Consider the following 13,757-nt stretch of genomic DNA (forward strand, 5'->3'; position numbering starts at 1 on the left):
CTACAGTGCGCCCGCGCTCGTAACAAGCGTACAACATCGGTTACCTTTTCCCATGTCATGCGTATCGAGCCCATGACCTATCGCCCCGCCCGCCCCGCGCTTGTCTGCAACAACCAGAGCGGGAGCTACGACGAAGAACGAGCTGAGCAGATCGCTGCGCTTTGTAGCGATGCCGGATCTCCGATCGTCGCGCACTTCTGCTTGCCCGACGACGCGCTTCCGACCCGCTCCCGGCTCGAAGCGGACGGCATCGACACTGCGATCGTCTGGACCGGCGACGGCACGATCAATGCCGCCGTGGCCGCGCTGGCTGGGTGGGGCGGGACGCTGCTAGTGCTTCCCGGGGGCACGCTCAACCTTTTGTCGAAACGGCTCCACGGCGACCGCCCGCTCGAGGAAATTCTGGCGGACGCGCTTGCCGGGCGCTGCAGGCGCGAATATCCGCCGACGGTCGAATGTCCTGCAGGCCGTGCGATGGTTAACATGATTGCGGGGCCGACGACGATCTGGGCGGAAGTGCGCGAGCAGGTGCGCCAGCGCGACATCGCGGGCGCCGCCGCGCTCGTCCCCGAAGCTTTCGAACAAAGCATGGGCGGCGAAGCGGTGCATCTCGAAGGCGATGACCGCGCCTTTCAGGCGATCAGCATGACGCCTTCGGCCGACGGCATCATGATCGACGGCCTGCTGGCCGATACACCCACCCTGCTGCTCCGGCACGCTATCGCTTGGATTGGCGGCGATTTTCGTGACGGTCCCAGCGAAGAGCTCGCCACGCGGCCCAGCGCGACGATCGTTTCGGCCGAACCGCTCGGTCTGTTGATGGACGGCGAATCGACCGAGGGAAGCGCGCGCGTCACCGTCTCCATCGCCCCCGCGCCGGTCGCCTTCATCGTAACGCGCGCCACGGCATGACGCGGCTCTTTCACATCAGCGACCTGCATTTTGGTTTGGAGGATCGTGCGGCGCTCGCCTGGTTCACCGACTGCGTGCAGCGCGAGAGTCCCGATGCCGTGCTGATCACGGGTGACCTCACGATGCGCGCGCGCAGCCGCGAATTCGCTGCGGCATGCGACTGGATCGGCGCGCTCGACGTGCCCGTGACCGTCGAGGTAGGCAATCACGACCTGCCTTATTTCAACCCCGTCGAGCGATTCTTCTTTCCCTATCGCCGCATTCGCGGGATCGAGCGCCTTGTCGAGCGCGAAATCGACCTCCCCGGGGTCGCGGTGGTGCCATTGAAGACGACGGCGCGCGCGCAATGGCGGCTCGACTGGTCGAAAGGATGGGTCACGGCCGCGGCGCTCGAAAAGACGCTGGCGGCGATCGACATGCTGCCCGGGGGCACGACGGTTTTGGTAACCGCGCATCACCCTTTGGTCGAGGCCGGAACGAAAGGACGTGCGTTGACGCGCGGTGGAGAACATGCGCTGTCGGCGCTGGCGAAGCGTGGTGTAGCAGCGGTGTTGACGGGTCACGTCCACGATGCCTTCGACCTGAAAAAGACGACCGCCGCAGGCCCGATCCGCATGATCGGCGCGGGTACGCTATCGCAGCGCATCCGTTCTACCCCGCCGAGCTTCAACGACCTTATCGTCGATGGCGCGGGAATCGATGTGCGCGTGCGGAACCTCGATCACGTCCCGACGCACGACATGCAGATCACCGATGTACCGGCCGACGCACTGCCTCCGCGCGAGCCGGGCGAGCCGGTCGCCCCGGTCGCCGCAGTGCCGCCGATCGATCCGCCGGTGCATTGACGCCGCGCCGCATCCCGTTACGTTGCAAGAAAAAACGGGATGAGGACATATGCTGACCAGAGGCGACGATTTTCCGTTGCACCAGACCAGCGAACCGATCGCGTTCGCCGGGACCGACCGCAACTTCTACGACCGCTATTTCTTCAACGGCTATAGCCCCGACGGGTCGGTCTTTTTCGCCGCGGCGATGGGATTCTATCCGCAGCTCGGCATCGTCGACGCGAGCTTCTGCGTCATCTCGGGCGGTGTCCAATATAATCTGCGAGGCAGCCGCCGGTCGGGCGGCGAGCGGCTCAACTTGTCGGTCGGCCCGATCATTCTTGACATCGACATCCCGCTCCAGATGCTAACGCTCCATATCTCGCCGAACGATGGCCCACTCGAGGGCGAGCTGCGCTTCAAGAACCGCCATTTTCCGATTGAAGAACCGCGCTTCACCCGCCGCAACGGAACGCGCCTGTTCATGGATTATACGCGCATGACCCAGAACGGCAGCTGGTCGGGGTGGCTGTCGGTCGATGGCGAGCGCGTCGAGCTTGGCGACGGCTGGAGCGGGACGCGCGACCGCAGCTGGGGCGTGCGTCCCGTCGGGGCGAGCGAACCGCAGCCGCCGCCCGAGGGCAATTTCAACCAGTTCTTCTGGCTGTGGACACCGTGCAACTTCCAAGACCGCTCGCTCTTCTTCCACAGCAACGACGATGGCGCAGGAAGCCCGTGGAACCGCCGCGGCGTGATCGCCCGCGACAGCGAGAGCAGCGAGGACGGCACCGAGCGGCATTTCGCCGACGCTAATTTCGCAATCCAATGGGTCCCGGGCACGCGCCGCGTCGCGCAGATGACTGCCGATCTGGGACACGGATGCGCGCTGACGCTCACCCCGAGCGGCCCGGTCTTCGCAATGAGCGGCCTCGGTTACACGCATCCTGTATGGGGCCATGGCCTCGACCATGGCCCCGACCTCGCGGTGGAGCACGACACGCTTGCCGAGGCCGAGCGCGGCTGGGGCAATCCGCTGGCGATGCATATCCAGGCGCTGGCGACCGCCGAGCTCGTCGACGGCGGCACCACCCATCGCGGCATCGGCATAATCGAACAATTGTTCGTCGGGCCGCACGCGCCCTCCGGCCTTAACGGCCTGATGGACCCCGCCCCTTGACGAGCTTCCCCACCTCGCCCGAGGCGATGTCGCCGGCGTGGCTGGCGAAGGCGCTGGGGCAGGATGCCGAAGCGCTACGGGGCTTCACGGTCGCCAAGGTCGGCACCGGGCAGATGTGCGACAGTTATCGCCTGACGCTCGACTGGACACGCGATGTGGGTGCGCCCGCTACGGTCGTCGCCAAATGCCCGAGCCACGACGAGGCCAGCCGCCATATCGCGAAGCTGACCGGTACCTATGTCAAGGAAGTGAGCTGGTATCGCGAGCTCGCCGCCGGGAGCGGGGTCGCCGCGCCCGCTTGTTACCATGCCGAAATTGCCGAGGACGACGTCGATTTCATCCTCATCCTCGCCGATCTCGCGCCCGCGCGGCAGGGCGACCAGCTGGCGGGGCTGGGGCTCGCTGGACTCGTTCCGTGCATCGACGCCGCCGCCCGGCTGCACGCGCTGCTCTGGGACGATCCGCGGCTCGACGACCTGCCTTGGCTTGCGCGCGATAATGGCGACGTGATCCGCGCGCTGTTTCCGCATCTCTACGCCGGCTTTCGCGAACGCTATGCGACGCGGCTCGAACCCGCGGTGCTCGACCTCGGCGCGGGGATCATCGAGCGGCTCGACGCCTATCTCGCGCGGCAGGGCTCGGCGCGGACGATCGTCCATGGCGACCTGCGCATCGACAATATCCTCTTCGCGCCCGATGGCGAGAGCTGCTGGCTCGTCGACTGGCAGACGTTGGGGCGCGGCAGCGGCGCGACCGACCTCGCCTATCTCGTCGGGACCAGCATCGCCGACCCGTTCGAGCGCGCGGCGGCAGACCGACCGGCGTTCGACCACTGGATCGCGGCGCTCGAACGGCGCGGCATTGCCCCCGACGCTGCCGGCCTGTGGACCGACTATCGGGTCGGCGCGCTCAGCGGCTATTTCATGGCTGTCTTCGCCTCGATGAGCGTCGAGCGCACGACAAGAGGCGATGAGATGTTCGCGGTGATGGCCGAACGACCGGCGCGGCAGGCGCTCGTGCTGGGGAGTTTGGGGTTGCTGTAGGGAATGGACGCTAACGACCGGTTGCGGACGTCGGCCGGCCTTTGTTTCATCGTCATCCCGGCGAAGGCCGGGATATCTACCTGACGGAATAGCGCACCGGCGAGATCCCGACCCTACCCCAAAGCCGACGCGAAAAAGGGCGGCCCGTTGCCGGACCGCCCTTTCCTTCTCCACCCGTCGGCGGAAAAATCTTAGCGCTTCGAGAACTGGAAGCTGCGGCGGGCCTTGGCCTTGCCGTACTTCTTACGCTCGACCGCGCGGCTGTCGCGGGTCAGGAAGCCAGCCGCCTTGACCGGGCCGCGAAGCGCCGGTTCGAAACGGGTCAGCGCCTGCGCAATGCCGTGCAGCACGGCGCCCGCCTGACCCGATAGGCCGCCGCCCTTGACGGTTGCGATCACGTCATACTGGCCAACGCGTTCGGTCAGGCCGAAGGGCTGGTTGATGACAAGGCGCAGCGTCGGACGCGCGAGATAGACTTCCTGGTCGCGGCCGTTGATCGTGATCTTGCCCGTGCCGGGCTTGAGCCACACGCGGGCGACGGCGTCCTTGCGGCGACCGGTCGCATAGGCGCGGCCCTGCTTGTCGACGATCTTTTCGCGCAGCGGCGCGGTCGAGACCGGCGCGGCGACGGTGCCTTCGACGGCGCCGCCCAGGTCCTTGAGATCGGTCATGGTCTGTTCGTCAGCCATTATGCACCCACCTTGTTCTTGCGGTTCATCGAAGCGACGTCGATCACTTCGGGGTTCTGCCCTTCATGCGGATGTTCGGTACCGGCGAAGATGCGCAGGTTGCGCATCTGCTGGCGACCGAGCGGGCCGCGCGGGATCATGCGCTCGACAGCCTTTTCGAGCACGCGCTCGGGGAAACGGCCTTCGAGAATCTTCGCCGGGCTCGTTTCCTTGATGCCGCCGGCATAGCCGGTGTGCTTGTAGTAACGCTTGTCCTGCAGCTTGTTACCGGTGAACGCCACCTTCTCGGCGTTGATGACGATGACATTGTCACCGCAATCGACGTGCGGGGTGAACGACGGCTTGTGCTTGCCGCGCAGGATATTGGCGATGATCGATGCAACGCGGCCCACGACAAGGCCTTCGGCGTCGATCAGCACCCATTTCTTTTCGACCGTGGCGGCGTTCGCCGAAACGGTCGTCTTGGTCAGCGCCTTCATGGCACGCTCCTTGACAGATATGGACCAGAGCCATCCCGATAACCGCACCGGGCGCCCCAAAACAAACCGCGCCGCCTGTCCGGACGGACGCAGCGGCGCTTCGGAGCGGGCCAATGACGAAATCGGCATCGAAAGTCAAGCATCGCGCGGCTTTGCTGACGGGTATTATGATACCCTGACAATCAGGGCCCGGTTTCGAGCGCCCGTACACGCTCCTCGACAAGCCTCCGCCCGTTGCCATCCGGTTCGACGATCCAGCTTTGCCGATGCTCGCTGACAACCAGCCCGGTCGCGGCATCTACGGTCCACAGATTGTCGATTTCCAGCGGCCGGGCGGTAGCGCCGACGGCGGCCGATTCGCGTTCGACCTTGGCAAAGGTCTGGCGCGAACCATCGTGCCGCATCGAAACGCTTGCGCCGGCACCCTGTGTCGCGACGGGAATGGCCCCGTTGGCGGGCGCGATCAGCGCGCGAATGTCGGCCGTTGCCAACCGATCGCGCTCGGCCTCGGGAAGCGCGGCGACGATCTGCGCGAGTTGCCTGGCTTCGCTCCGCCCGCCTTCGGTGCCCGCAGCCTCGATCCGCGCCGTCACCCGCTCCCACAAACCATCGGGATCGACCAGATCGACACGGCCACCATCGGGCGCCACGAGGTAGGAGATTTCCTGGCCGACCAGCGGTTCCAGCATCAAGGTCAGCGCGCGCGTCACCTCCTGCCGGGCGTCGGAATCGATCCGCTGCAGCACGGCCCGAAGCCTGTAACCACGTCCCAGCCGCTCCCATTGCAAGGCATAGACGAGCGCAAAATTGATCAGCACCCCGTCGCGGTCGATCCGGCGCGTCGTCACGCGATAGGTCATCGGCCGATCGACCGGCGGGGCGAAGTGGAAATGGGTCATCGCCGTCGGAGCGGCATCGCCCGTTGGCAAGGGTTGGGCCGCAAGCAGCAACAGCGCGCCGAACAAGGCGCCCGCCGCGGTCATGCCGCCCCGCGGCCCAATCGATGCAGCGCCGCCGCCGCAACCGCGACGAGGATCGCGCCCGTGACCTGGTGCATCACCGCGACCCACATCGAAACCCCCGACACGACGGTCCAGATACCGAGCAGCATCTGCGCCGTGACGGCCGCGACCAGCAGCCGCGCTTCGCCGCGGGCGCCGCGCCGCGCCAACGTCCGCGCAAGCAGCAGCAACGCCCCGGCCGCGATCCACGACCACCAGCGATGCAGGAAATGGAGGAGGAAGGGGTCGTTGGTCAGCGCGAGCCATGCGCCTCCAGTCCAGTCGATCCCCTCGGGCACGAAATGATCGTTCATCAACGGCCAGCTGTTCGCGACATAGCCGGCGTTCAGCCCCGCGACCCATGCCCCCAGCAGCAGCTGGACAAACAGGATTGCGACGACACCCATGGCCGGACCGGTCAGACGCGCCGGGCGCAATGCGGGGCTCCGCGCCAGCGCGCCGAGGTCGCGGGCGGTCCAGACGAGTCCGGCAAGCAGAAACAGCGCGGTCAGCAAATGGGTTGCAAGGCGGAAATGGCTGACGTCGGTCCGATATTCGAGCCCCGACGCGACCATCCACCAGCCAATCGCCCCTTGCAGCCCGACCAGCGCGGCAAGCGCAAATAGGCGCAATCCATAGCCTGCCGGGATGGCGCGCCGCCAGGCATACCAAATCAACGGCACGACCAGCGCCATGCCGACCAGTCGGCCGAGGATGCGGTGCAGCCACTCCCAGAAGAAAATAGCCTTGAACCCGGCCAGCGTCATGCCGACGTTGATTTCCTTATATTCCGGTATGCGTTTGTATTTCTCGAACTCCGCGACCCAGCCGGCTTCGGTGGTCGGCGGGATCACGCCCGAAACGGGGCGCCATTCGGTGATCGAGAGCCCGGACTCGGTCAGGCGCGTGATCCCGCCGACCCCTACCACGACGATCACGAGGAGTGCGACCGCCCAGAGCCAGCGCGCGAGCGCGGCGGGACGAGCATTTTCGCGGGATGGGACAGGCGGAACGGGATCGTGCGTCATCGCCCCGCCCTATCGGCGCTTGGCGGGCGATAGGCAAGGGCAGGCAATCATCGTTTGGGGGAAATTCATGGCCCCGAAAGCCGGACATTGATAAGTCGCCGCGATGCCGCGACCCGTTCGATCCCTGTCCGCCGTCCTGCTGCTTGCCATGTCTCCGGTGGCCGCCTCCGCAAGCAGCGGTGCCGATTATTATTCCGGGCTCGCCGATCAGGAGACGCGCCTTGCCACCGTCGGCTATCGACTGACCACTGCGGGCGCGCGCTGGTGTCCCCAAGTCGTGCCGCAACCCGGATGGATCCTCGGCGACCTCCGCCAATTCGAGCGCGGCGACCGCGCCGCAGCGCGCAGAACTTATGGAGACGGTGACGAGGCATATGTTGCCGCCATCGCCCCCGGCTCCCCCGCGGATCGCGCCGGACTGACCAGAGGTACCCGGATTGCCGCGATAAACGGCGACCCGATCGCGGCGGCGAGTACCGGTTCGACGATCCGGATCGATACGGCGATCGCAAAGCTCTACACGCTCGACCCGGCCGCCGAGTGGACGGTCACCGACGCCGCTGGACGCCTCTACGTCATGGCGCCGGCATCGGGCTGCGCCAGCGCCTTCCGAGTCGAGCTTGACGGCGTACAGGCCGCAGCGAACGGGATATTGGTCCGCATGACCCTAAAGCTCGCCCGGTCGATTGTCGATGACGATGAACTCGCCGCCGTCGTCGCGCACGAACTTGCCCATAATATTCTTCGTCATCGCGAATATCTTGCCGGCGACCGCTCGGCGGCACGGGTTCGCGCGACCGAACTCGAAGCCGACCGACTGGCGGTATGGCTGATGGCCGATGCAGGCTATGATCCTGCGGCCGCGATCCGGTTCTGGAACCGGCACAAGCGCCCGCTCATGCGTGCGGCGACGCACCCGCCGCGCAGCGAACGGATCGCCGCGATCGAATCGGAGATCGCGGCGATGCGCGCATCGCGCACCGCCCGTCCGGCGGCGCGCCCGCCGCTGATCGACGCGCTACCGCCCTTGGAATGATGCCCGGCGCATCCTATTTTGGGAATATTCACTCCCGAACAAGGATCGACCCATGACCCGTGAGACCGCCATTTTCGCCGGAGGCTGCTTCTGGTGCACCGAAGCCGTGTTCCAGTCGCTCGCGGGGGTCGAAGCGGTCGAAAGCGGTTATATCGGCGGCCATGTCGCCAACCCGACCTACAAACAGGTGTGCGGTGGCGAAACCGGCCACGCGGAGGCGATCCGCATCACCTTCGATCCCGCGGTCATCTCCTATGACGACCTGCTCGACGTCCATTTCGCGACGCACGATCCGACGACGCTCAACCGCCAGGGAAACGATGTCGGAACGCAATATCGCAGCGCGCTGTTTCCGCTCGATGCCGCACAGGCCGATGCGGCGCGCGCCGGCATCGACCGCGCAGCCGCCGATTGGCCCGCACCGATCGTCACGACGATAGAAAGCGCATCGGACTGGTATCCGGCGGAGGATTATCACCAAGCCTATTGGGAAGGCGAAGGTCAGCGCAATCCCTATTGCATGGCAGTCATTCCGCCCAAGCTCGCCAAATTGCGCAAGGGCTTCGGCGATCGATTACGCGCCGGATAGGAAAAAGACGCCGTCGAGCGACTGTTGCAATATGGCCGCATGACGTCACTTTTCATTGACTTTCCAGTCGTTTTGTCTAGCGGACGCCGCTTCGTTGGGGCAGGATGCCCCTGAAACGCAGTTGGGGGTCGCTGCCGCGTGCTGGCATCGCTGTTTCTGATCGGTGCGTTGACCACAACGCCCCAGATGTCGGTCCAGGCCGCAAGCCAGACGATTGTCGAGGACAACGTCGACGGCATGGCGCGTGCCGTCAACCGCATGGTCGGCGGAATCGTCAGCTATGCCCGCTGGCCCGACGGGTCGGCCACGACCAGCCGGCTGATGTGCTTGGTCGGGTCGCCGCGACTGACCGAACGCATGGCTCCCGATGTCCCCGGTACCGGATCGGTGGTCGTTCGCCGCGTGTCGGCCGACGCGGCTATGCTGCGAACCGATTGCGACATATTGTTCCTCGGTCGGATGCCGGTCGCCGATCGCCGCCAATTGATCGCCTGGGTCCGCGGCCGTCCCATCCTGACGATTACCGACGACGATGCCGCGTGCATCTATGGCGCAATGTTCTGCTTGCAGAACAGGCCCGCCAGCGTCAGCTTCTCGGTCAATCTCGACGCGATCGGCCGCGGGCCATTGCGGATCGATCCGCGCGTGTTGCGGATCGGCGGGGGCGCGTCATGACCGGCCCCGCAGCCAACCGACCCGTCGAACGTATCGGTGCCCGTACGACGCTCCAGAAGCTGCTGTCGCGCTTTCACTTCGGCATCACCCTGTTTGCGGTCGCGCTCTCGGGGCTTACCATCCTGCTTGCCGGGGTCACCGCGCTGCGCGGCTACGCCGACCGGAACATGGAATTGGCGGCCCGGCTCGGTGCGTATGGCGTCGAACCGGCGCTGGTCTTCAACGACCCCGTGGCGGTCCGCGAAGGGCTCGAGCCGCTGACACATATCCCCGGCATCGCGCGATTGCGCGTACTCGACGATGTCGGCCGGCCGCTCACGCAATGGACATCGCCGGCCGCCGACCCGGCGCCGATTCTTACTCGTGTCTTCTTTCCGCGACCCTTCGCGGTGACCGTCCAGCGCAACGGATCGATCATCGGGACGATCGAGGTGTGGGGCGACAGCTCGACCTTGATCGACTATGTCCGCATCGGCCTGCTCGCAGGGCTCGGCTGCCTTCTCGTCACCGCATTGGGCACGATATTCCTCGCGCGGCGGTTCGAATATGAGCTCGTCAAGCCGCTCAACGAAATCGCCACCGTCGCGCATGACGTCCGCCTGCATCGCCGCTTCGACAAGCGCGTCCAGCCGCTCGGAATCGCCGAACTCGACCGGTTGGGCGGCGACATCAACGCGCTGCTCGACGAATTGCAGGGCTGGCAGGGCCATATGGAAAGCGAGCGGGCGATGCTCGCGCACCGGGCCTCGCACGACACGCTGACCGAAATGCCGAATCGCGCCGCGTTCGATGAACAATTGGGGCAGCGTATCCAGGCAGCGGAAACGCGCGGTGCCCGTTTTGCCCTGCTGTTTATCGATGCCGACAATTTCAAGGCGGCGAACGACAATTTCGGCCATGCTGCCGGCGACGTCGTGCTGGTCGCGCTGTCGGCGCGAATCAAGGAAACCTTGCGCAAGGACGATTTCGCCGCACGCATCGGCGGCGACGAATTCGTCGTTATCGTCGAACTGGACGATGAAACACGCACCGACGGGCTTGCAGCCCGCATCCGGACGAGTGTCGCCGAACCGATCCTGCTGCCCGGCGGCGAATCCTATCGCCCGGCCGTCAGCGTCGGCGTCGCGACCTTCCCCGACAATGGCGACGACGCAATCGCCCTGCTGACCGCGGCCGACGCCGCAATGTACGCCGACAAGATGAGCCACCGTTCTCGATGACTTGAGTGCATGAAAAAGTGGAGTGACCCCCGTGACTGCCCCCTTACCCCAAAAGATTCGCCATTTCCTCGTCGCCGCCTTCGCGGCGTTGCTCGCGGCCTGCCAGAGCATGCCGGCGCCCGCCGGGTTCACCCCGGCGCAAATCGCGGCGCTCCAGTCGCAGGGTTTCGTCGAAACCGATCTGGGCTGGGCGTTGAGCATGCCCGAACGGCTGCTCTTTCCTTCCAATGAAAGCGCCCTGCCCGCCGAGCAGCAGCAACGGATCGGCGACATCGCAGCCAAGCTGGTTTCGGTGGGCATCACCACCGCCCGGGTTGAGGGTCACACCGATTCGACCGGGACCTCGGCCTATAACCTGACCTTGTCGCAAGCCCGCGCGCAGGCGGTCGCGGGGCCGATGCAGGCCAATGGCATGCGCTTTACGGCGGACCAGATTGTCGGCCGCGGCGAAACGCTGCCGCTGTCAAGCAATGCGACGCCCGAGGGACGCCAAGACAACCGCCGCGTCGTCGTGATCGTCGCGCCGCAACCACAATGATCGTCCGCGGCCTCATTGCGCGGCGGCGCGTTTTCGGTCCTCTTCTTCGATAAAGGCGAGCAGCGCCCCACCGACTTCGCGCTCGATCCGCGCCTCGGCTTCCGGCGACACCGCACGGTTGGCCCATTTCTGGTCGATCTCATTCTTCTGTTCGACGAACTTCGCCATCTTGCGCCCTACAGGCGTCAGGCCAAAGCGCATGACCGCGACCCGATGTTGAGAGACCAAGGCATTCACGCCGCTGGCGACCGCCTTCTTCTTGTCGGCATCGACGGCTTCGCGGCTGATGGCGAACGGCCCCTCATTCTCCATCTGCGCCACGACCTCCTTCGCCGTCGCAGCGAAATCGACGTTGCTCGAAACCGACCGCAGCAGGGCCTGGCCCGCATCCGAACGCCAGAAAACAGCCAGTTCACCTATCTCCGCCTGGGTAAAACGGTCGAAGAAGAAATCGGCGATGGCCTGATTGTACTCCGGCATCATCAGTGCGAGCTCGCTCATCATGATCGGCCGCATCGCATCGACGAATATCCTGTCGGCACCGGGATATTCCTGCTGAAGCGCGATCAAGTTCGGATCGGATGAAAAACCTTGCGCCGCGATACCAGCAAGCATCCTGTCGACCTGCTTTTCGAGCTGGTTCGATTCGTTGATCAGCCGCGCAAGGTCGAGGGCCGCAGCCCGATGGGCTTCAGTGGCGCCGACTGGCGCTGCGGCAAGCACCATGGCCGACGGCGCGGTCGATATGGAAAGCGCGGCGGCAAGGCCGGCAACAGCGAGAAAACGCATGTGATCCCCCATTTGGTCGGCCATATGGTCGACGCGATGCGTCAACTTCGCTTGAACGGCATTGCCACGCAATGATTTTTCGGCGCCTTTCCACGCAACAAATTCGCGGCTAAGTCCCGCGCATGAAACCGATCCGCAAAGCCGTATTTCCCGTCGCCGGTCTCGGCACCCGCTTCCTCCCCGCGACCAAGGCGATCCCCAAGGAGATGCTGCCCGTCGTCGACCGGCCGTTGATCCAATATGCGGTCGACGAAGCGCGCGAAGCGGGGATCGAGCAGATGATCTTCGTCACCGGACGCGGCAAGAGCGCGATCGAGGATCATTTCGACGTCGCGTTCGAACTCGAAAAGACAATGTCCGAACGCGGCAAGGATCTGAGCGTGCTCGAACCGACGCGGCTTGGCCCCGGCAACTGCGCCTATGTTCGCCAGCAGGAACCGCTCGGCCTGGGCCACGCGATCTGGTGCGCGCGCGATATCGTCGGCGACGAACCCTTTGCAATCTTCCTGCCCGACGAATTCATGCACGGATCGCCCGGCTGCATGAGACAGATGGTCGATGCCTACACCCAGGTCGGCGGAAACCTGATCTCCGTCCTCGAAGTTCCGCACGAGCAGGTCTCGAGCTATGGCGTCATCGCGCCAGGCGCGCGCGACGGCGCGCTGACCGAAGTGAAGGGACTGGTCGAGAAGCCCAAGGCCGAAAATGCCCCATCGAATCTCATCATCTCAGGCCGCTATATCCTGCAACCCGAAGTGATGCGCGTCCTCGAACGGCAGGAAAAGGGCGCGGGGGGCGAGATTCAGCTTACCGACGCGATGGCGACGATGATCGGGACGCAGCCCTTCCACGCCGTGACCTTCGACGGCGCTCGTTATGACTGCGGATCGAAGGCCGGCTATATCCAGGCCAATCTGGCCGTCGCGCTCGAGCGCCCCGACATGGCGGCCGACGTCCGCGCCTTTGCGGTCGACCTGCTCAAATAGGACCGGCGGAGGCTGAAGCCCCCGCCGGACCGACGGTCATTCGCCTTCGATATTCGGTTTCGGGAAACTGTCGGCGCCGAGCGTCTTGTAAAGCACCCCGCCGATCAGTCCGCCGACGATCGGCGCGACCCAGAACAGCCACAATTGCTGGAACGCGAGGCCGCCGACGACGAGCGCGGGACCGGTGCTCCGCGCCGGATTGACCGAGGTGTTGGTCACCGGGATCGAGATGAGATGGATCAGCGTCAACGCCAGACCGATTGCGATCGGCGCAAAACCCGCAGGCGCGCGGCCGTCGGTCGACCCCATGATGATCCACAAGAAGAAAGCGGTGAGCAGGATTTCGATTGTTAGCGCCGAAATGACATCGTAGCCGCCAGGCGAACCGGCATCGAAGCCGTTGGCCGCAAGACCGTTCGCCGCAAGGTCATAGGCGGGATTGCCGCTGGCAACGTAGAAAAGCAGGAAAGCCGCCACGATCGCACCAAACACCTGCGCAGCGACATAAAGCGGGATGTCGCGCGCGTCGAAACGCCCGCCCGCCCACAAGCCGACGGTTACGGCCGGGTTCAGGTGGCAACCCGAAATATGCCCGATCGCATAGGCCATCGTGACCACGGTGAGGCCAAAGGCGAGCGAAACGCCCAGCAAACCGATCCCGACGTCGGGGAAAGCCGCGGCGAGGACCGCGCTGCCGCAGCCGCCGAAGACAAGCCAGAATGTGCCGATGAACTCGGCCAGACCCTTTTGGATATTCGTCATGGTGACCCT

General features: G+C 65.2%; 16 protein-coding genes. 10 read left to right on the forward strand and 6 right to left on the reverse strand.

Annotated features, from left to right (window positions below; all coding sequences use genetic code 11):
• Window positions 1-57 precede the first annotated feature (57 nt).
• The 4 genes from ATE71_RS02565 to ATE71_RS02580 are packed head-to-tail and all read left to right on the forward strand — an operon-like array spanning window position 58 to window position 3,956.
• Window positions 58-912 (forward strand): diacylglycerol/lipid kinase family protein, encoded by an 855-nt coding sequence (locus ATE71_RS02565; protein WP_058801870.1) that lies wholly within the window; start codon window positions 58-60, stop codon window positions 910-912.
• Window positions 909-1,757 carry a metallophosphoesterase family protein gene (locus tag ATE71_RS02570; RefSeq protein WP_058801871.1) on the forward strand — a complete coding sequence of 283 codons (849 nt, stop codon included), beginning with the start codon at window positions 909-911 and terminating at the stop codon, window positions 1,755-1,757. The genes ATE71_RS02565 and ATE71_RS02570 overlap by 4 nt, the downstream gene beginning before the upstream one ends.
• Window positions 1,758-1,806: 49 nt before the next feature.
• The gene (locus ATE71_RS02575) at window positions 1,807-2,913 is read left to right on the forward strand and encodes a hypothetical protein (protein WP_058801872.1); all 1,107 of its coding nucleotides are present in this window, start codon (window positions 1,807-1,809) and stop codon (window positions 2,911-2,913) included.
• Window positions 2,910-3,956, forward strand: coding sequence for a phosphotransferase family protein (locus ATE71_RS02580; RefSeq protein ID WP_235587875.1), 1,047 nt, complete (start codon window positions 2,910-2,912; stop codon window positions 3,954-3,956). The genes ATE71_RS02575 and ATE71_RS02580 overlap by 4 nt, the downstream gene beginning before the upstream one ends.
• 191 nt (window positions 3,957-4,147) lie before the next feature.
• Here ATE71_RS02580 and rpsI read toward each other — a convergent pair whose 3' ends face one another.
• The 4 genes from rpsI to ATE71_RS02600 all read right to left on the reverse strand — a co-directional run bounded on the left by rpsI (window position 4,148) and on the right by ATE71_RS02600 (window position 7,153).
• On the reverse strand, window positions 4,148-4,645 hold the full coding sequence (gene rpsI, locus ATE71_RS02585; protein ID WP_058801874.1) for a 30S ribosomal protein S9: 498 nt from the start codon (window positions 4,643-4,645) through the stop codon (window positions 4,148-4,150).
• A complete protein-coding gene (rplM, locus tag ATE71_RS02590; RefSeq protein WP_054586551.1) occupies window positions 4,645-5,124 on the reverse strand; it encodes a 50S ribosomal protein L13 in 480 nt (159 codons plus the stop codon). Before rplM ends, rpsI begins: the two co-directional genes overlap by 1 nt.
• 182 nt (window positions 5,125-5,306) lie before the next feature.
• Window positions 5,307-6,107, reverse strand: coding sequence for a hypothetical protein (locus ATE71_RS02595; RefSeq protein ID WP_058801875.1), 801 nt, complete (start codon window positions 6,105-6,107; stop codon window positions 5,307-5,309).
• A complete protein-coding gene (locus ATE71_RS02600; protein ID WP_058801876.1) occupies window positions 6,104-7,153 on the reverse strand; it encodes a COX15/CtaA family protein in 1,050 nt (349 codons plus the stop codon). The genes ATE71_RS02595 and ATE71_RS02600 overlap by 4 nt, the downstream gene beginning before the upstream one ends.
• 157 nt (window positions 7,154-7,310) lie before the next feature.
• Here ATE71_RS02600 and ATE71_RS02605 point away from each other — a divergent pair, with 157 nt between their 5' ends.
• From ATE71_RS02605 to ATE71_RS02625, 5 genes are all read left to right on the forward strand, one after another.
• Window positions 7,311-8,189, forward strand: coding sequence for a M48 family metalloprotease (locus ATE71_RS02605; RefSeq protein ID WP_160327998.1), 879 nt, complete (start codon window positions 7,311-7,313; stop codon window positions 8,187-8,189).
• A 52-nt stretch (window positions 8,190-8,241) separates the two neighbouring features.
• Window positions 8,242-8,778: a peptide-methionine (S)-S-oxide reductase MsrA gene (gene msrA, locus ATE71_RS02610; RefSeq protein ID WP_058801878.1), complete on the forward strand. Its 537-nt coding sequence runs from the start codon at window positions 8,242-8,244 to the stop codon at window positions 8,776-8,778.
• 186 nt (window positions 8,779-8,964) lie between these two features.
• On the forward strand, window positions 8,965-9,453 hold the full coding sequence (locus ATE71_RS02615) for a YfiR family protein (RefSeq protein WP_235587876.1): 489 nt from the start codon (window positions 8,965-8,967) through the stop codon (window positions 9,451-9,453).
• The gene (locus ATE71_RS02620) at window positions 9,450-10,673 is read left to right on the forward strand and encodes a diguanylate cyclase (RefSeq protein WP_058801880.1); all 1,224 of its coding nucleotides are present in this window, start codon (window positions 9,450-9,452) and stop codon (window positions 10,671-10,673) included. The genes ATE71_RS02615 and ATE71_RS02620 overlap by 4 nt, the downstream gene beginning before the upstream one ends.
• A 31-nt stretch (window positions 10,674-10,704) precedes the next feature.
• Complete coding sequence (locus tag ATE71_RS02625; protein ID WP_058801881.1) at window positions 10,705-11,211, forward strand: OmpA family protein; 507 nt, start codon at window positions 10,705-10,707, stop codon at window positions 11,209-11,211.
• 12 nt (window positions 11,212-11,223) lie between these two features.
• Here ATE71_RS02625 and ATE71_RS02630 read toward each other — a convergent pair whose 3' ends face one another.
• On the reverse strand, window positions 11,224-12,024 hold the full coding sequence (locus tag ATE71_RS02630; protein WP_160327999.1) for a hypothetical protein: 801 nt from the start codon (window positions 12,022-12,024) through the stop codon (window positions 11,224-11,226).
• Between the two features lie 98 nt (window positions 12,025-12,122).
• Here ATE71_RS02630 and galU point away from each other — a divergent pair, with 98 nt between their 5' ends.
• Window positions 12,123-12,986 carry a UTP--glucose-1-phosphate uridylyltransferase GalU gene (gene galU / locus ATE71_RS02635; protein ID WP_058801883.1) on the forward strand — a complete coding sequence of 288 codons (864 nt, stop codon included), beginning with the start codon at window positions 12,123-12,125 and terminating at the stop codon, window positions 12,984-12,986.
• A 36-nt stretch (window positions 12,987-13,022) separates the two neighbouring features.
• Here galU and aqpZ read toward each other — a convergent pair whose 3' ends face one another.
• Window positions 13,023-13,748, reverse strand: coding sequence for an aquaporin Z (aqpZ, locus tag ATE71_RS02640; protein WP_058801884.1), 726 nt, complete (start codon window positions 13,746-13,748; stop codon window positions 13,023-13,025).
• Window positions 13,749-13,757: the final 9 nt, after the last annotated feature.

It is taken from the genome of Sphingopyxis sp. H115 (assembly GCF_001468465.1).
Taxonomy (GTDB): Bacteria; Pseudomonadota; Alphaproteobacteria; order Sphingomonadales; family Sphingomonadaceae; genus Sphingopyxis.